We start from the raw sequence: 18,054 nt of genomic DNA, 5'->3' as shown, positions 1-18,054 counted from the left end.
TGAACGCGCGGTGCCGGGGCCGCCCTTGTGAAGGGTCTCCCTTGTCTTTCTCGATTTCCCAGGCTTCTGCTCCGTCGCACCCGCTGGCACTGTACGGCTGGGACGACGCGTGGGCCGCCACCTTCGCCCCGTACGCCGAGCAGGGACTCCTGCCGGGGCGCGTGGTGCGGGTGGACCGCGGCCGGTGCGACGTCGTCACCGCGGACGGCGTCATCAGGGCGGACACGGCGTTCGTGGTGCCCCGTGACCCGATGCGTATCGTCTGCACGGGCGACTGGGTGGCCGTCGACCCCGACGGCGACCCGCAGTTCGTCCGTACGCTCCTGCCCCGCCGCACCGCCTTCGTACGCTCGACGTCGTCGCAGCGCTCCGAGGGGCAGGTGCTCGCCACCAACATCGATCACATCGTCATCTGCGTCTCTCTCGCGGTCGAGCTGGACCTCGGGCGGCTGGAACGGTTCCTCGCCCTGGCCATGTCCAGCACCGCCGGCGCCGCCCTGCTCGGCGACGGGACCCGGTCCGCGGGTCACGAGGTGCACCCGGTCGTGCTGCTGACCAAGTCCGACCTGGTCCCGGACGCCACCACCCTGTCCCACCTCGTCGAGGACATCGAGCGCAGCGCGCCCGGGGTGCAGGTCCTCCCGGTCAGCTCCGCCACGGGCGACGGCGTCGACGTGTTCGGCGCGATCGTCGGCGGCGGTACGAGCGTGCTGCTCGGGATTTCCGGCGCCGGCAAGTCGACCCTCGCCAACGCGCTGCTCGGCGAGGACGTCATGCAGGTCCAGCAGGCGCGCGAGGTGGACGGCAAGGGGCGGCACACCACCACGACGCGCAACCTCCTCGTGATGCCGGGGGGCGGTGTCCTCATCGACACCCCCGGGCTGCGGGGGGTGGGTCTCTGGGACGCGGACGCCGGAGTCGGCCAGGTCTTCTCGGAGATCGAGGACCTGGCGCGACAGTGCCGCTTCCACGACTGCGCCCACGCGTCCGAGCCCGGCTGTGCCGTGCTCGGCGCGATCGAGGACGGGATGCTGTCCGAACGGCGTCTCGACAGCTACCGCAAGCTGCTCCGCGAGAACCACCGCATCGCTGCGAAGACGGACGCCCGGCTGCGCACCGAGAGCCTGCGCGAATGGAAGCGCAGGGGCGCGGAGGGCCGGGCCGCCATGGAGTTGAAGCGGGGCAGGACGCGCTGACGGGTACGGCCTGGAGGTCCGGGCGGTCAGAACCGCCCGGGCCCCCGGCCCTCAGCCCCAGATGACGGCGCCCAGCCACGCCCCGACCGCCAGAAGGCAGCAGAAGAGCTCCACGAGCACCGAGTATCCCGTCGCCCGCATCACCGACCTGAGAGAGGTCCAGCCCGCGGCGCGGCTGCCGAGACGAAGGCGTTCGGCGCCGTACACCGCGCCCACGTATCCCAGGACCCCGCCCACCACCGGGACCACGAAGAAGCCGACGATGGCTGCGATCCCGCCTGCCATCAGCGTCTTGCGCGGCGCCCCCGACTCGCGTGGGCGCCGCGAGGGCAGCAGAGCCTTCAGCGCCTGATTCAGCAGCAGCAGGCACGTCGCGCCGATCAGTACACCCCAGGCGACCGGGGTCGGGTCCGTCAGTGCCCACCACAGCACCGCGGCCCAGACGATCGCCTGACCCGGCACACCCGGCACCAGCACGCCGACCAGGCCGAGCAGCATCACCGCCCCGACGGCAACGAGCTGCCACACACTCATTCGACCAGCGTGCAGGAGTGCGCGGGGTCCCGCCCGTCAGCGCGGCCCCCTGAGCGGGCGGAGCCGCAGGCCGGAGGGCTGGGAGCGAACGGTCAGCGTGGCGCGCGGGCCACCCAGCCACGTTCGTACGCGTGCCAGCCGAGCTGCAGACGGGTGGTGACCCCGGTGAGCTCCATGAGCCCCTTCACCCGCCGCTGCACGGTCCTCAGCCCCAGATCAAGCTGCTTCGCCACGCTCGCGTCGGTCAGACCGGCGAGCAGCAGCGAGAGGATCTCCAGATCGGTCGGATCCGCACCCGGACCGTTCTCCTCGCAGATGCCGCTCCCGCCGAGCCGCAGCGGCATCGCGTCCCGCCACACCGCCTCGAAAAGTCCCATCAGGGATTCCAGCAGCCCGCTGGCGTGGATCACCAGGGCGGCAGGCTCGGCTCCCCGGCCGGTCAGCGGCACCATGGCCAGCATGCCGTCGGCCACCACCAGCTTCGTCGGCACCCGGTCGACCACCCGGCACTGTTCGTCGCGGCTCAGCGCCGCCGACAGCTCCACGATTCCGGACGGCAGCGAGAGCACGTCGCGCTCGACCACCACGCGGTAGGACACCCCCCGCATCGCCGCCCGTTCCTCGGACTCGTTCTCCATCCCGGTGACCGCGATCGGCTTCCCCGTGACCAGCGCGCAGACCTCGGACGCGGCTCCCAACTGGAGCTGATGGAACCGGTGTGCCACCGCGCTCGCACCCGTCACCACCTCCACCAGGTCGTGCACCGCGGGTTCGGCAGCCTGGGCCCGGTACTCCTCGGCGAGCAGGGCGGACGCCAGCTCCGCCTGTTCGAGCTCATGGCGTTGCTGGGTCAGCAGGGCGCCCAGCGCGACCCCGGGAGGCGCGGCGACCCAGCGGTCCGCCCGCGACGACGACTGGGCCACGAGCCCCTGCTGTTCCAGCAGGCGCAGTGCCCGTTCGGTGTCCGCCTCCGGCAGGGCCAGCCGGCGTGCGAGTCCGGTCAGCTCCGCGGCACCCGCCGCGACCAGTGCCCGGTAGGCCGCTTCCTGTCTCTCGTCGAGACCTATCGCTGACAGCATGCTCGGCCCTCCCCGGATCGTGCTCGCGCGTTCCCGCGCCCGTCGGACGGAAGTGCGCGGTGGCGGAAAACGGCCACGGCGTAAACCCGCCGGGCTCATCATGCCCCGTGGCACCCGTCTCTCTGACAATCTGTCGCCACCGCGGTGACGACCGCCCCGCGGGCGGTCGGCTGATCACACGGACCGGCCCGCCGGACGACCTTCCCGTGGGGGGTGGGGACGTCCGGCGGGTCACCCCGCGGTGCCGAATCCGGGCCACTTTGCCGGTGACCCGTTTCGTACGCCCCGAGCGGTCGACACTATGTGCATGAGCCAGCAGGGGGAGAGGCCCGCCGCCCACGAGGACCACTGGTGGCGCAGGCTGTACGACGAGACCGCGCCGGACACCGGGCCGGGCAGCGCGGCCGACAGTCTCGACGACCGCTTCGACTCGGTGTCGGACACCGTGACCGGTCCGGACGCCGACCGGGCGGACCACGCGGTCACGGTGGTGAAGCTGCCAGATCCACGCCCCCCGGAAGCGGACCGGGCCACAAAACCGCCGCCCCCGCGCACCGTGCCGGCCGGCCGCGCCCCCTGGGAGACCCCGGCCGGGCCCTCCCGGCCGCAGACCTTCGCCGGGCCGCCGCCCGCCACGCCTCCGCTCCCGGAGCCACAGGCCGCAGCGGTCACACCCCAGCCGGCTGCGCGCCCTGTCGTCGGTCACGTCGGGGACCGGCCCCCCACCTACGACGCCGATCCCGTCGCACTGCCCGAGTCGGGCACCGACGACCTCGACGGCCTCGTCCCCGACACCGTCCTCGACGGCGCCCGGTACGGGAGGTACACCCTGCGGGCCGCGTCCGTGCGCGGGGACTCCGCGCGCACGTGCGGTGAGCCGCGCCGGGACGCCCTGCTCACCGCGCGCTTCGGCAACGGGGACAGCGCCCTGGTCCTCGTCGCGGTGGCCGGCGGAGCCCGGGACGCCGGACACGCCCGCCTCGCCGCCGACGCCTGTCGCTGGATCGGCGGAGCCGTCGCCCGCAGCCACGACCGGCTCTCCGACGACGTACGGGCGGGCCGCAGGGGCGATCTCAGGTCCGGGCTGCACCGTCTCACCGACCGCACCTGCGGCAGGCTGCGTGCCCGCGCCGCGGAGCTCGGCCTCGAAGCGTCCGCGTACAGCACCGGGCTGCGCTGTCTGCTGCTGTCGGCCGACCCGGAGTGCCGCACCCGCGTCTTCTTCGGCGTGGGGCCGGGCGGTCTCTTCCGTCTCCGTGAAGGGGCCTGGCAGGACCTCGACCCCGTGACCCCTCCGACCGGCGGCGGCGCGGGCGAGGAGAGCCCGGACGGGGCCCGCCTGACGATGGACCTGCGGATCACCACCGCGCACTCCCCGTACGCCGGGGACGCGCCGCGACCCCCCGCGGAGCCCTTCCGCTTCCGCGCCTCCGTCGCCCGGCCGGGGGACACGCTGCTGCTCTGCGGAACCGGCCTGGCCGAACCGATGCGCGGTGAGCCGGAGCTCGCCGCAGAGCTCGCCCGGCGCTGGGCCGGCGGTCCGCCGGGGCTGCCGGCCTACCTGGCCGACACCCAGCTCAGGACCACGGGGTACGCCGACGACCGTACGGGCGCCGCGGTCTGGGAGGCGTAACCCGGCCCGCCGTGGGTTGATGGAGACAGGGACAGCCGGAGGCAGAGAGGGTGCTCACCCATGGCCAAGCAGAACGTGTCGGAGCAGTTCGTCGACATCCTCGTGCGGGCGGGGGTCAAACGGCTGTACGGCGTCGTCGGTGACAGCCTCAACCCCGTCGTCGACGCCATCCGGCGTAATGCCGCCGTCGAGTGGGTCCAGGTCAGGCACGAGGAGACCGCCGCGTTCGCGGCAGGTGCCGAGGCCCAGATCACCGGGACCCTCGCGGCCTGTGCCGGATCCTGCGGGCCCGGCAACCTGCACCTCATCAACGGCCTGTACGACGCCCACCGCTCGATGGCACCGGTGCTGGCGCTCGCCTCGCACATCCCGTCGAGCGAGATCGGCCTCGGCTACTTCCAGGAGACCCATCCCGAGCTGCTCTTCCAGGAGTGCAGCCACTACAACGAGATGATCTCCAACCCCCAGCAGATGCCGCGGCTGCTCCAGACGGCGATCCAGCACGCGATCGGCCGTGGTGGAGTCAGCGTCGTGTCGATGCCCGGTGACATCGCCTCGCAGCCCGCTCCGGAGAAGTCGATCGAGCACGCCCTGGTCACCTCGCGGCCCTCCGTGAAGCCGGGCGACGAGGAGATCGAGAAGCTCTGCAGGATGATCGACCAAGCCAAACGGGTGACGCTGTTCTGCGGCAGCGGAACAGCGGGCGCGCACGCCGAGGTCATGGAGTTCGCCGAGCGGGTGAAGGCCCCGGTCGGCCATGCGCTGCGCGGCAAGGAGTGGATCCAGTACGACAACCCGTACGACGTGGGAATGAGCGGGCTGCTCGGCTACGGTGCCGCCTACGAGGCCACCAACGAGTGCGACCTGCTGATCCTGCTGGGCACCGACTTCCCGTACAACGCCTTCCTTCCGACCGACGTGCGGATCGTCCAGGTCGATGTGCGCCCCGAGCACCTGGGGAGGCGGTCCAAGCTCGACCTGGCGGTCTGGGGCGATGTCCGCGAGACCCTGCGTTCCGTGACGCCGCGCGTGAAGGTCAAGACGGACCGCAAGTTCCTCGACCGGATGCTGAAGAAGCACGCCGACGCGCTGGAGGGCGTGGTCAAGGCGTACACCCGCAAGGTCGAGAAGCACGTCCCGATCCATCCGGAGTACGTCGCCTCGGTCCTGGACGATCTCGCGGACGACGATGCCGTGTTCACCGTCGACACCGGCATGTGCAATGTGTGGGCCGCCCGCTACCTCACCCCCAACGGCAGGCGGCGGGTGATCGGTTCGTTCAGCCACGGCTCGATGGCGAACGCACTGCCCCAGGCGATCGGGGCGCAGTTCACCGACCGGAACCGGCAGGTCGTGTCGATGTCCGGCGACGGCGGGTTCACCATGCTGATGGGCGACTTCCTCACGCTCGTCCAGTACAACCTGCCGGTGAAGGTCGTGCTGTTCAACAACTCCTCCCTCGGCATGGTCGAACTGGAGATGCTGGTTGCGGGGCTGCCCTCGTTCGGCACGACCAACAAGAATCCCGACTTCGCGGCGATCGCACGGGCCGCGGGGGCCTACGGGGTCCGGGTGGAGAAGCCCAAGCAGCTGGAGGGCGCGCTCAAGGAAGCCTTCAAGCACAGGGGACCGGCACTCGTCGACGTGGTCACCGATCCGAACGCCCTCTCCATCCCGCCGAAGATCAGCGCCGACATGGTGACCGGCTTCGCACTCTCCGCCAGCAAGATCGTGCTGGACGGCGGGGTGGGGCGGATGCTCCAGATGGCCCGCTCCAACCTCCGCAACGTGCCGCGGCCCTGAACGGGGCCCCGGCGGTGCCGGGCGGGCCTGCGAACTCACATCAGCCGTAGCGTCCCCGGCCGGGTCCGGTCCGTGATGATCCCGACCAGCTGGTCGAAGAGCGTCGGACCGCGGCCCGCCCGGGCCTCGGCCAGTTCCCGCTCGAGGCGCGCCCTGTTGGTGGGGTGCGCCCGCGGGAGCAGACGCTCCAGCCGACGGGCTGTCTCCTCGTGGCCGAGCGCCAGGGCGGAGCGTGCGTGGTCACGCCACTCGACGACGAAGTCCCCGTCCTCCGGGGTGCCGAAACCGCCGCCGAGGCAGTCGGCGAAGGCGTCGAGGTTGCGGCCGAAGAAACCGCCGGGGCCGTTCACCGCCTCGCCGAACACATCCCAGAAGCTGTCGAGGCCGGTGATCCCGGAGCCGTCGATCACGTAGGTCACGGTCATGCGTGGAGCGTACAAGCGCGTCTCTCCGAAGGCCCGGTCCGAAGGCCTGCCCGACGGCCGGCCCGATGGTCCGCGCCGCAGGTGGGGGACTGCGGCGCGGACCGGACCGGGGGGTGCGGATCAGCAGTCGTGGTCCACGAGGTCGAACGACTCGTAGTGGTCCGCGGTGTAGTAGTCCTCCTCGGTCTCCTCACCCGTCACGATCCGACGGGCTCCACGGTCCGAGGAGCCGGGCGTGATGACCGTGTACTCGTGGTAGTAGCCGGTGCTCTGGCTCGGCAGCAGTGCTTCCCGGTTCTGGAAGACGGTGCCGTCCTGCTCGTACGGGAACGGGCCGCCCGCATCGATGAGGTCGAGCGTGTCGTGGGCCTGCGAGGGCAGCGCCGAGTAGCAGACGCTGCCGACAGCGGCGGTCGAGGGAGCCGTCGCGGCGGACGCGGTGACGGGCCCGCCGACGAAGAGGACGGACAGGAGGGCGGCGATACCGCCGAGCGTGGTGATCCGTGGGGGGATTCGCATGCCCACCATGATGACGCGCGTAGACACCCATCCGTCAACGCCAACACGAGTGAATTTTTTGGAAGTTAACCGTGAGTACGGAAGCGCGACGCGCCCGTCGTCCGCCGGGGGTCGTGCGCCCGCTCGTTCATATGTTGACGCCCACGGACGCGTGACCGCTCCGCTGTGGGGGCATGCATCCCGCGAAGGTGTTCGAGACATGACGTCATGAAACGGAATCCAGGGAGGCCGATTCAGCGTGCGTGCGGGGGACATGACGAAAAGACAGGAGAGCCCGCCGGTGCGGCTGCGCCGCAGACTCGGGCACACCCATCTGTCGGACGTGGGGGAGGTGCGCGCGGCTCTGCGGGAGTTCCTGCGCTATCGCAGACGGCCGGAGGAGACGGATGTGGCGGAGCTCCTGCTCAGCGAGCTGGTGACGAACGCCCTCATCCACACGCGGAACGGCGCCGTGGTCACGGTCACCTCCGCACCCGCGCGACTGCGGGTGGAGGTGCGCGACTTCGTGACCGGACAGGAGTCCGCACCGTACGTACCCAACGCCGATGACGGCACGCACGGCAGGGGTCTGCTGCTCGTCCAGAGCCTGGCGGACTCCTGGGGGGTCACGATGCAGGCGCTGGGCAAGGTGGTCTGGTTCGAGCTGAACGCCGGGAGGTCCTGACGCTCAGCCGAACTGTTGCTCCAGGTCCTTCAATTTCTGTTCCAGCGAGTCGAGCCGCGGCAGGGCCTGGGCGTCGTCCTCGGCATTGAGGTCGACGACGCCGGGATCACCGCTCATGGTCTGGGCCGGAGTGCTTCTGGGACTCGAGCCGTTCGCTGCTTGCAGCGACGGCCGGGGGCGAAGAGGCAGCTGTCCGGGTTCTGTCGTGGCAGGTTCCACGGTCAGCTGGCCGCCGACGCCCGGTGTGCGTCCCGCGATGGCCTGGGCGTCCATCTGGTGGCCGATCCTGACGCCACGCCCCCAGACTCGGTTCTGCCGGTTCAGGGCCTTGATCTGGGCCCTGTCCAGCTTCGCCTGGTCCCTCCTGCGATGCCTGTCCTGCTCCTTCTCCTGCCGGTCCTCGCGGACGTCGTCCACTGCCGCGTCCAGGGTGCGTACGCCCTCGAGGAGCATCAGCGACCAGGCGCCGAAGGTCTCCCTGGGGGCGCGCAGCCACCGTACGATCCGGATCTGCGGCAGCGGACGGGGCACGAGGCCCTGCTCACGCAGGGCCGCGCGGCGGGTCTGCTTCAGAGCGCGGTCGAACAGCACAGCGGCCGAGAGCGACATCCCCGCGAAGAAGTGAGGTGCGCCCGCATGCTCGATGCCACGCGGTGCGTGCACCCAGTTGAACCAGGCGGCGGCGCAGGCGAACGTCCACACCAGCAGCCGGGATCCCAGCGCGGCGTCACCGTGGCTGGCCTCGCGCACCGCGAGCACCGAACAGAACATCGCGGCCCCGTCGAGGCCGAACGGGACCAGGTACTCCCAGCCTCCGGAGAGGTTGAGGTTCTGCCGGCCGAAGCCGACCAGCCCGTGGAAGGAGAGAGCGGCGGCGACCGCGGCACAGCAGAACAGCAGGACGTACGAGGCGGTGGCGTAGAGAGCCTCCTTACGCCTGCGGCGCTCCTCGCTGCGCTCCCAGTTGTCGTCGGCCGAGGCCTTCTCGGCGGCGCGTTTGCCGCGTGCGACCACCGTCACCGCCGCCAGGACCCCCACGAGCAGTACGGCGCCCGGAAGCAACCAGTCGAGCGAGATGTCGGTCAGTCTCATGCGCGGTCCCTTGCGTCACGTAGGGCATTCCGGGCGCCATTCTGGCTGAAATGCTGCCTCGCTCACGCGCTTTCGGGGTACGCAGACCCTATCGGGGGGATTGGATACCCCGTTGGGTGCAATGAGTCCGAACTCCGTTTCGGAAGAACCGAGTTGTGTTCGAATTATGGTCGCCCGCCCGGGTGGTGTGAGCCGCCGTACGCATCAGGCGGCGGCCGCCAGCTTCCGGACGCGGTCGGCGTCGCAGGTGCGCGGGCACGTGACGCACGTGTCCTCGGGCCGCAGGGTGTAGAAGAGGCAGCAGCTGGCGCGGTCGCGCGTCCGAAGCGACCGGCCGTCGGGTCCGGTCAGCTCCCGGAAGCCCGCCGTGCCCACGTACGGCTTGGTGGTGCCCGGGAGCAGCAGCTCCAGCTCCCGCATCGCGCGTGCCTCCTCGCCGAGCAGGTGGGCGATGTACCAGAGGCCCTCGACGATCTCGTCGGTCGCCATGCCCCACAGGGCACGCTTCCCGCGCCGCATGCGCGGCCGGAAGCCGTCCAGTACCGGGCCGATGTGCTGTGCCACGGAGTCCAGGACCTCGGCCCGCAGCGCCGACTCGTCCGGGACGACCCGGGCGCCGGGCGTACCGGCCGCCGGATCGTCGGGCAGACAGGCGAACTCGCTTACGCGGAGGGTCAGGTGGCCCAGGCCCCGGTGGAAGGAGACGTCCTCGACGGGGATCCGCGGCACCCGGCGGTGCGTGAACCACGGCAGGGTCACCAGGAGGCATGCCGGCCACGCGTAGCGGTGCAGCGCGAAGCTCGCCACCACGTCGGGGCGCGCCCGCACGCCGTAGTCCCGCAGGACCTGTGCCTCGTCCCAGGCCATGAACTCGTCCAGCGCGGCACCGCCCGCCGAGAGCTCCGCGGCGCCGACCCATCCGCCGCCCGAAGGTGCCGCGGCGTCATCCGTCAGCATCTCGACGCGCAGTCCGGGGAAGACTTCGGCCAGGCGGGCGTACGACGTCGTCAGTGGGGACGGGGCTGTGGCGGCGAGCAGAGCGGGCACGGTCATTCAGGGACCACCGAATCACGAGCTTCTTGCAGGTAAGCCTTACCTTACCCGAAGTGATCGGTGTTTGAACTGGGGCCCGCTCCGCCTATCGTGCACGGGGGGCCGGCGCAGGCGAGTCGGCCCGCCGGTCGGAGGAGGTCCCGGTGGAACAGGGCAGAGCGCGTGAGGACGCGCGGCCGTACGCGTCCCCGGGCACCCCACCCGACGCGCGCGTGCCCGAGCAGGCTCGGGGTGAGCACACCCACAGCGAGCCGCCCCCGCCCCGGATCGTCCAGCGGCACTCCGTGCGGGGACAGGTCCTGGACGCCCTGCGTGCCGCGCTCGTCGGCGGCGAGCTGACCCCCGGGCAGGTCTACAGCGCTCCCGCGCTCGGTGCCCGCTTCGGTGTGTCCGCGACCCCGGTGCGCGAGGCGATGCAGCAACTGGCCGCGGAGGGATCCGTCGAGGTCGTGCCGAACCGCGGCTTCCGGGTCAGCGAGAGGGGCCCCCGCGAGCTGGCGGAGCTTGCGGAGGTGCGGGCCCTGATCGAGGTGCCGGTCATGCTGCGGCTCGCCCGCACCGTTCCGGAGGCCGACTGGTGCGCGCTGCGCCCGCTGGCCGACGCCACGGTCGCGGCGGCTGCCGTGGGGCACCGGGCGGCCTACGCGGAGAGCGACCGGGCCTTCCACCGGGCCGTGCTGGCGCTGTCCGGCAACCAGCAGCTCGTGGCGGTCGCCGACGACCTCCACCGCCGGTCCCAGTGGCCCCTGGTGAACGGCCCCGCCGACCGCCGGGCCGACCTGCTCGCCGACGCCGCGGAGCACGTCGCGCTGCTGGACGCCCTCATCGCACGGGACCTCGCGGCGGTGCGGTCCCTCGTCGGCGAACACTTCAACGGCTCGGAAGCCTGAGGCCGCCGGCCCAGGAGCCGGAACGCGGTCCGCCGGACCCGCCGGCGCGTACCGGCACGCCCGGAGGCCCGCCTGCCGTGTGACCGCCCGGCGGGCCCGGCCGTGTCAGTTCGCGTCGGCGGTCTCCGGGGCCGGCGGATCCAGCCGGGGGGCGAGCCAGGTCGGTACGCCGCCCAGCAGCCGGAACAGCCGGCCCGCTTCGGCGCGCAGCCGGGCAGCCGACTCGGGTTCCGGCTCGGCGTCCGCGAGCGAGATGAGCGCCGGCGCCGTGCCCACGAGATAGCCCAGCTCCTCCCTTATGCGCAGGGACTCCGCGAAGCCGTGCCGTGCCTCCGCGAGTTCACCCTCGCGCAGGGAGATCGAGGCGAGATGCCGCCACGTGAAGGAGAGCAGGAGCTCGTCACCCCGGGCCGTGGCGCCGGCGTGCGCCCTGCGGTAGGCGGCGCGCGCCGCCTGGGGGGAGTCGGCGATGTTCTGGGCGATCAGGCCCCGGCGGAAGTCCAGCAGGGGGCGGCCGGGGGCCGCGGGGGAGAGCAGGGCCGCGGCCCTGCTGAGTGCCACGCTGGCCTCGTCGGCCCGGTCGCGCGCACCGAGGAGGGTCGAGGCGTACGCGAGGTAGCCGCGCTCGCAGGCGGCCGCCCCGCGCTCGGAGTCGTCCTGGGCGAGCGCCTCCGCTGTCCGCAGCGCGTCCTCCGCGTCGGTCCAGCCGATGCCTGCGTAGAGACACCGCTCGACGAGCAGCGAGGTCCGCTGGAGTGCGGCAGCGGGGTCGGTGGCGGCCCGGGGGCCGAGCAGTGCGGCGGCGTCCGTCCAGCAGGCGCGTGAGCGCAACCGCCATACCGCTGTCTGGAGCGGCGGATCGTCATCTGCTGTCGTTCCGGAACCAGACATGGCGGTATGCGCCACATTGCCCTCCCCGAGCGCGCCTTCGAGCTGTGGAGGCCGGCCGGCTACCGCCGGTCGGCCAGGGTCTGCGCGCATCTCAGCACGGAATGGCACGCCGGGCCAAGGGGTCGGATCGATCTCAGGTGAAAGATTTCACAATCACCAGGAGCCCGGGAGGTCTCCGGCGGACCCGGGAGGTCAGCTCATACGCAGGGCGAGGAAGAAGTCGAGCTTGTCCTCGAGGCGCGAAAGGTCACGTCCCGTCAACTGCTCGATACGTCCGACGCGATAGCGCAGTGTGTTGACGTGAAGGTGCAGCCGGGCCGCGCAGCGGGTCCAGGATCCGTCGCAGTCCAGGAAGGCCTCCAGTGTCTCGATCAGCTCAGCGCGGTGCCGCCGGTCGTAGTCCCGCAGCGGGTCCAGGAGCCGGGCGGTGAAGGCACGGCGGACGTCGTCGGGGACGAAGGGCAGCAGCAGGACGTGCGAGGCGAGTTCGTGGTGGCCCGCCGCACAGACCGGGCCCGGCCGGGCCGCCGCGACCCGGCGGGCGTGCCTGGCCTCCTCCAGCGCGCCGCGCAGCCCCTCGGCCGAATGGACGGCGGCGCTGACACCCAGTGTCAGACGGCCGTCGTCGGCGAGGCCGGCGGCGAGCGGCGCGCGTACGGCGGAGAGCAGGGCATCGGCATGCAGCGCGGCGTCCCGCGGCTCCGGAGCGTCGGCCTCCTCCGGGGCGTCCGCCCCGTCGGAGCCCCGAGGGGCGAGCGCGGTCAGTGGTACGAGGGCGATGGCCTCGTCATCCGTGTGTGCCACGGCGATCCGGTCCACCGAGTCCGGGCCGGTCACCGCCGGATCGACCAGGATCTCCTCCAGCAGGGCCTGCGCGGCCCGGCCGCCCGACAGGTGCGTACCGTCCGCCGCCCACTCGACCCGGGCGACCACGACCTGCCAGTGCGGTGCCGTGCCGAGGCCCGGCAGCAGGACCGGGGCGGCCACCCGCAGCCTGGCAGCGATCTCGGCGGGCGGGGCGCCCGCCTGGACCAGCTCCAGGACCTCCTGGGCGAGCCTGCGGCGTACCGAGCGGGCGGCGTCGCGGCGGTCCCGTTCGACCGCGATCAGCTGGGTGACCCCCTGGAGCAGGTCCAGACGGGCCGCCGGCCATTCGCCGGCGTCGGCCGCCACTGCCAGCAGCCAGTCCGAGAGCACCGTCTCCCGCACATCGCGGGACGGGGCCGGCAGGGTGCTCCGTGCGGTGTCGCGTACCGGGAACAGGGAGTAGGCCGTGCCGTCCACCTCCGCCCGGTGCGGCCCCGGACGGCCGGTACGGGTCGCCGCGAGATGCCGGCCCGCCAGCTCCGCCCCGACCTGCGGGGGCAGCGGCTCACCGGCCCCGGCGATCTGCCGGCCCGTGGGGGACAGGACCCATGCGTGCAGGTCGAGGTCGGAGGTGAGGAGGTCGAGCACCACGTCGGGACCGCCGCCGGCCGGGCCCGACGTCATCAGCCTGCGGTGGCGGTCGACGACCGCCGCCAGGTCTCCGGCCCGCTCGCCGGAGACCTGCCGCACGACGTGCTCGGTGATCGTCGCGAACGCCACCGTCTCGTCGACGGCGAAGAGGGGGAGCCGGTGCCGCAGACATGCCTCGACCAGATCGTCGGGCACGGCCCCGAGCTCCGCCTCGCCCGCCGCCAGACCGGCGACCCCGGCGTTCGCCAGGATCCGGACGAACGGTTCCGAGTCCGTGTCGTCCCGGCGCCATGCCAGCCCGGTGAGGACCAGCTCCCCGCCGGAGAGGTAGCGGCTCGGGTCGCGCAGGTCGGTCGTCATGACTCCCCGGACCGGCCGGTCGAGTTCGTCCTCGCCGCCGAGCAGCCGCAGCCCCATGGCCTCGGTGTCCAGCAGTGCGCGCAGCCGCATGGTCGATTGCCGCCGATCTCTTCGTGGGTGTGTGGGGGCGGCGGAGGTCACCTGTGAGTTGCGGTGAGGTCACCGGTACCCGCCATTCGTTCGAATCTACAAGACACGGATGAGGACCAGCCAGTTCCTTCATGGTTTCGGTGACTGCACCGAGTGGAGCAAGCCTTGTGTACTGGGTCACACACTGCGTCAACAACACAGGAACGGCCCCCGTCGAAGGCGGGCAGGCCGGCGGGCCGGCCGTCCCCAGCCCCAGCCGAACGACCCGATCGAGAAGAAGAGAGCCGTTCAATGGACTTCCTTCGCCCCGCCAGCTGGGAGGAGGCGCTCGCCGCCAAGGCCGAGCACCCGACGGCTGTGCCCATCGCGGGTGGCACCGACGTGATGGTCGAGATCAACTTCGACCACCGGCGGCCCGAACACCTCATGGACCTGAACCGCATCGGTGAGCTGTCCGAGTGGCAGGTGGGCCCGGACTCCGTACGCCTCGGAGCCTCCGTGCCGTACAGCGCCGTCATGGAGCACCTGCGGGCCGAACTGCCCGGTCTCGCCCTCGCCTCGCACACCGTCGCCTCGCCGCAGATCCGCAACCGCGGCGGTGTCGGCGGCAACCTGGGGACCGCCTCTCCCGCCGGCGACGCCCACCCGGCGCTGCTCGCCGCGGGCGCCGAGGTGGAAGCCGCGTCCGTACGGGGGACGCGGATGATCCCGATCGACGACTTCTACACCGGCGTCAAGCGCAACGCCCTCGCCCCGGACGAGCTGATCCGGGCCGTGCACATCCAGAAGGCCGACGGCCCGCAGCAGTACTCCAAGGTGGGCACCCGCAACGCGATGGTCATCGCCGTCTGCGCCTTCGGCCTCGCCCTTCACCCCGAGAGCCGCACCGTGCGCACGGGGATCGGCTCCGCCGCCCCGACCCCGGTACGTGCGAGGGAGGCCGAGGACTTCCTCAACGCCGCGCTGGAGGAGGGCGGGTTCTGGGAGAGCGGGAAGATCATCACGCCTTCCGTGGCCAAGCAGTTCGCCCAGCTCGCCGCCGGGGCCTGCAACCCCATCGACGACGTACGGGGTACCGCCGCCTACCGCAGGCACGCCGTCGGCATCATGGCCCGCCGCACGCTGGGCTGGACCTGGGAGCAGTACCGCGGAGCGGGACGCACCCTCGAAGGAGCTGCTTAACCATGCGAGTGAATTTCACGGTCAACGGCCGGAAGCAGGAGGCGGACGACGTCTGGGAGGGCGAGTCCCTCCTGTACGTCCTGCGTGAGCGCATGGGGCTCCCCGGCTCCAAGAACGCCTGTGAACAGGGTGAATGCGGCTCCTGCACGGTCCGCCTCGACGGCGTGCCCGTCTGTTCCTGTCTCGTCGCGGCAGGCCAGGCGGAAGGCCGCGAGATCGTCACCGTCGAGGGGCTGGCGGACTACGCCCGGCACCGCGACGACTCCCACCCCGGCGCCGGCTGCGCCGCCGGCACATGCGGCACCTCGCTCGACCGGGCCCAGCGATGGCAGGCCAGGCCCACCGACGGACAGAGCGCCGACGCGGCGGAACTCTCCCCGATCCAACAGGCGTTCATCGACGCGGGCGCCGTGCAGTGCGGCTTCTGCACCCCCGGCCTGCTGGTCGCCGCGGACGAACTGCTGGAGACCCACCCCTCGCCGTCCGACCAGGACATCCGCGAGGCGCTCTCCGGCAACCTCTGCCGGTGCACCGGTTACGAGAAGATCCTCGACGCGGTCCGCCTCGCGGCCGCCCGTCAGGAAGAGGCGGTCCGATAGCCATGGCGCTGCACCCACGAGCCGCGTCCGTACCGGCCGGCACCCCCACAAAGATCACCCAGGGCTCCGAGACCCGGGGCGGCATCGGCGAGTCCACCCTGCGCCCCGACGGCACCCTCAAGGTCACCGGCGAGTTCGCGTACTCCTCGGACATGTGGCACGAGGACATGCTGTGGGGCCACACGCTCCGCTCCACGGTCGCGCACGCCGAGATCCGGTCGATCGACATCGGCGAGGCGGTCGCCACACCCGGTGTCTACGCCGTGCTGACCTACGACGACCTGCCCGCCGAGATGAAGAACTACGGGCTGGAGATCCAGGACACCCCCGTACTCGCCCACGGCAAGGTCCGCCACCACGGCGAACCCGTGGCGCTCGTCGCCGCAGACCACCCCGAGACCGCGCGCCGCGCCGCCGCCAAGATCCGGATCGACTACGCGGAACTGCCGGTCGTCACGGACGAGGCGTCCGCGACCGCCCCCGGCGCGGTGCTCGTCCACGAAGGCCGCGCCGACCACCACATCGGGCACGTGCCGCACCCCAACATCGTCCACCGCCAGCCCATCGTCCGGGGTGACGCCGACGCGGCCGCCGAGCGCGCCGACGTGATCGTCACCGGCGACTACGTCTTCGGGATGCAGGACCAGGCCTTCCTCGGACCGGAGTCCGGCCTCGCGGTACCGTCCGAGGACGGCGGTGTCGAGCTGTACGTCGCCACCCAGTGGCTGCACTCCGACCTCCGCCAGATCGCCCCCGTACTCGGCCTCCCCGAGGACAAGGTGCGCATGACGCTCTCCGGCGTCGGCGGTGCCTTCGGCGGGCGCGAGGACCTGTCGATGCAGATCCACGCCTGCCTGCTGGCGCTGCGCGCCGGCAAGCCCGTCAAGATGGTCTACAACCGCTTCGAGTCCTTCTTCGGACACGTCCACCGTCACCCCGCGAAGCTCCACTACGAGCACGGGGCCACCAAGGACGGCAAGCTCACCCACATGAAGTGCCGGATCGTGCTGGACGGCGGCGCCTACGCCTCCGCGTCCCCGGCCGTCGTCGGCAACGCCTCCTCGCTCGCCGTCGGGCCGTACGTCGTAGAGGACGTGGACATCGAGGCGATCGCCCTCTACTCCAACAACCCGCCCTGCGGCGCCATGCGCGGCTTCGGTGCGGTCCAGGCGTGCTTCGCCTACGAGGCCCAGATGGACAAGCTCGCCGCCGCCCTGGACATGGACCCGGTCGAACTCCGGCAGCTGAACGCCATGGAGCAGGGCACCCTGCTCCCCACCGGGCAGCCCGTCGACTCGCCGGCGCCCGTCGCCGAACTGCTGCGCCGCGTCAAGGCCCGCCCGATGCCGCCCGAGCAGCAGTGGCTGTCGGCCGACGCGGAGGGCAGCTCCGTCGACGTACGAGCGCTGCCGGGGGGCCTGTCCAACACGACCCACGGCGAAGGCGTCGTGCGCGGTGTCGGATACGCCGTCGGTCTGAAGAACGTCGGCTTCTCCGAGGGCTTCGACGACTACTCCACCGCCCGGGTGCGGATGGAGGTCATCAACGGGGAACCGGTGGCCACCGTGCACACCGCGATGGCGGAGGTCGGGCAGGGCGGAGTCACCGTGCACGCCCAGATCGCCCGCACCGAACTCGGGGTCAACCAGGTCACCATCCACCCGGCGGACACCCAGGTCGGATCCGCCGGCTCCACCTCCGCCTCCCGGCAGACGTACGTCACCGGGGGCGCCGTGAAGAACTCCTGCGAGGCCGTCCGGGACAAGGTCCTGGAGATCGGCCGCCGCAAGTTCGGCACGTACCACCCCGCCTGGGCCACCGCCGAACTCCTCCTGGAGGGAGGCAAGGTCGTCACCGACGGCGGCGAGGTGCTCGCCTCGCTCGCCGACGTGCTGGAGGACGAGAGCGTCGACGTCGAGCTGGAGTGGCGCCACCGGCCCACCGAGGCGTTCGACCTGCGCACCGGCCAGGGCAACGGCCACGTCCAGTACTCCTTCGCCGCGCACCGCGCGGTCGTCGAGGTCGACACCGAGCTCGGCCTGGTCAAGGTCATCGAGCTCGCGTGCGCCCAGGACGTCGGCAAGGCGCTCAACCCGCTGTCGGTCGTGGGCCAGATCCAGGGCGGCACGACCCAGGGGCTGGGTGTCGCCGTCATGGAGGAGATCATCGTCGACCCGAAGACGGCGAAGGTACGCAACCCGTCCTTCACGGACTACCTGATCCCCACCATCCTCGACACACCGACCATCCCGGTCGACGTGCTCGAACTCGCCGACGACCACGCCCCGTACGGGTTGCGCGGCGTCGGCGAGGCCCCGACCCTGTCGTCCACCCCGGCCGTCCTCGCGGCGATCCGGAACGCGACGGGCCTGGAGCTCGACAGGACACCGGTGCGCCCCGAGCACATCACCGGTACCTGACGGCCGCCACGACCCTCCGGGCGGTGCGTGCCCGCGGTGAACGTCACACTTCCCCGCACCGCGCGCCGTCCGGAGCCAACGAACAACCTCTCCATCTGCACGCAGAGTTCGCCTCGGGCCGTCCCCCGGGTCGTGCGCCTCGCAGTCATCCCAAATCCCGCAATCA

At 71.9% G+C, this 18,054-nt stretch carries 16 protein-coding genes; 8 read left to right on the top strand and 8 right to left on the bottom strand.

Annotated features, from left to right (window positions below; genetic code table 11):
- The first annotated feature begins 41 nt into the window (after positions 1-41).
- Positions 42-1,196, top strand: coding sequence for a ribosome small subunit-dependent GTPase A (gene rsgA / locus ABZ441_RS12725; RefSeq protein WP_358971795.1), 1,155 nt, complete (start codon positions 42-44; stop codon positions 1,194-1,196).
- Between the two features lie 51 nt (positions 1,197-1,247).
- On the opposite strand, the gene ABZ441_RS12720 is transcribed toward rsgA, so the two are convergent.
- A complete protein-coding gene (locus tag ABZ441_RS12720) occupies positions 1,248-1,730 on the bottom strand; it encodes a DUF456 domain-containing protein (RefSeq protein WP_358971792.1) in 483 nt (160 codons plus the stop codon).
- Between the two features lie 92 nt (positions 1,731-1,822).
- Positions 1,823-2,809 carry a helix-turn-helix domain-containing protein gene (locus ABZ441_RS12715; protein ID WP_358971789.1) on the bottom strand — a complete coding sequence of 329 codons (987 nt, stop codon included), beginning with the start codon at positions 2,807-2,809 and terminating at the stop codon, positions 1,823-1,825.
- A gap of 307 nt (positions 2,810-3,116) precedes the next feature.
- Here ABZ441_RS12715 and ABZ441_RS12710 point away from each other — a divergent pair, with 307 nt between their 5' ends.
- Complete coding sequence (locus ABZ441_RS12710) at positions 3,117-4,442, top strand: protein phosphatase 2C domain-containing protein (protein WP_358971787.1); 1,326 nt, start codon at positions 3,117-3,119, stop codon at positions 4,440-4,442.
- Positions 4,443-4,502: 60 nt separating this feature from the next.
- Positions 4,503-6,245: a pyruvate dehydrogenase gene (locus ABZ441_RS12705; protein WP_358971784.1), complete on the top strand. Its 1,743-nt coding sequence runs from the start codon at positions 4,503-4,505 to the stop codon at positions 6,243-6,245.
- 35 nt (positions 6,246-6,280) lie between these two features.
- Here the strand turns inward: ABZ441_RS12705 and ABZ441_RS12700 are convergent, their stop codons facing one another.
- Positions 6,281-6,670 (bottom strand): barstar family protein, encoded by a 390-nt coding sequence (locus ABZ441_RS12700; protein ID WP_358971782.1) that lies wholly within the window; start codon positions 6,668-6,670, stop codon positions 6,281-6,283.
- Between the two features lie 120 nt (positions 6,671-6,790).
- A complete protein-coding gene (locus ABZ441_RS12695; protein WP_358971779.1) occupies positions 6,791-7,189 on the bottom strand; it encodes a ribonuclease in 399 nt (132 codons plus the stop codon).
- Positions 7,190-7,442: 253 nt separating this feature from the next.
- Between ABZ441_RS12695 and ABZ441_RS12690 the strand changes: the two genes are divergently transcribed.
- Positions 7,443-7,853, top strand: coding sequence for an ATP-binding protein (locus ABZ441_RS12690; protein WP_358971777.1), 411 nt, complete (start codon positions 7,443-7,445; stop codon positions 7,851-7,853).
- Between the two features lie 3 nt (positions 7,854-7,856).
- Here ABZ441_RS12690 and ABZ441_RS12685 read toward each other — a convergent pair whose 3' ends face one another.
- Entirely contained in the window at positions 7,857-8,945 is a 1,089-nt protein-coding gene (locus ABZ441_RS12685; RefSeq protein WP_358971775.1) for a DUF2637 domain-containing protein, read from the bottom strand.
- Positions 8,946-9,149: 204 nt separating this feature from the next.
- Positions 9,150-9,998 carry a (2Fe-2S)-binding protein gene (locus ABZ441_RS12680; RefSeq protein WP_358971772.1) on the bottom strand — a complete coding sequence of 283 codons (849 nt, stop codon included), beginning with the start codon at positions 9,996-9,998 and terminating at the stop codon, positions 9,150-9,152.
- A gap of 143 nt (positions 9,999-10,141) precedes the next feature.
- Between ABZ441_RS12680 and ABZ441_RS12675 the strand changes: the two genes are divergently transcribed.
- On the top strand, positions 10,142-10,888 hold the full coding sequence (locus ABZ441_RS12675; RefSeq protein WP_358971770.1) for a GntR family transcriptional regulator: 747 nt from the start codon (positions 10,142-10,144) through the stop codon (positions 10,886-10,888).
- A 105-nt stretch (positions 10,889-10,993) separates the two neighbouring features.
- On the opposite strand, the gene ABZ441_RS12670 is transcribed toward ABZ441_RS12675, so the two are convergent.
- Both ABZ441_RS12670 and ABZ441_RS12665 read right to left on the bottom strand, forming a co-directional pair.
- Entirely contained in the window at positions 10,994-11,779 is a 786-nt protein-coding gene (locus ABZ441_RS12670) for a hypothetical protein (RefSeq protein ID WP_358971768.1), read from the bottom strand.
- Between the two features lie 192 nt (positions 11,780-11,971).
- Positions 11,972-13,687 carry a PucR family transcriptional regulator ligand-binding domain-containing protein gene (locus tag ABZ441_RS12665; RefSeq protein ID WP_358971765.1) on the bottom strand — a complete coding sequence of 572 codons (1,716 nt, stop codon included), beginning with the start codon at positions 13,685-13,687 and terminating at the stop codon, positions 11,972-11,974.
- A 291-nt stretch (positions 13,688-13,978) separates the two neighbouring features.
- Here ABZ441_RS12665 and ABZ441_RS12660 point away from each other — a divergent pair, with 291 nt between their 5' ends.
- From ABZ441_RS12660 to ABZ441_RS12650, 3 genes are read left to right on the top strand one after another with little or no spacing between them, the layout of a single operon-like run.
- On the top strand, positions 13,979-14,869 hold the full coding sequence (locus tag ABZ441_RS12660; protein WP_358971762.1) for a xanthine dehydrogenase family protein subunit M: 891 nt from the start codon (positions 13,979-13,981) through the stop codon (positions 14,867-14,869).
- Between the two features lie 2 nt (positions 14,870-14,871).
- Entirely contained in the window at positions 14,872-15,468 is a 597-nt protein-coding gene (locus tag ABZ441_RS12655) for a (2Fe-2S)-binding protein (RefSeq protein WP_358971759.1), read from the top strand.
- A gap of 2 nt (positions 15,469-15,470) precedes the next feature.
- On the top strand, positions 15,471-17,888 hold the full coding sequence (locus tag ABZ441_RS12650; RefSeq protein WP_358971757.1) for a molybdopterin cofactor-binding domain-containing protein: 2,418 nt from the start codon (positions 15,471-15,473) through the stop codon (positions 17,886-17,888).
- The last annotated feature ends 166 nt before the right edge of the window (positions 17,889-18,054 follow it).

It is taken from the genome of Streptomyces sp. NPDC005752 (assembly GCF_040630715.1).
Lineage (GTDB): Bacteria > Actinomycetota > Actinomycetes > Streptomycetales > Streptomycetaceae > Streptomyces.
Note: the sequence above shows the minus strand (reverse complement) of the source record. Positions and strands in the feature narration are given on the sequence as shown.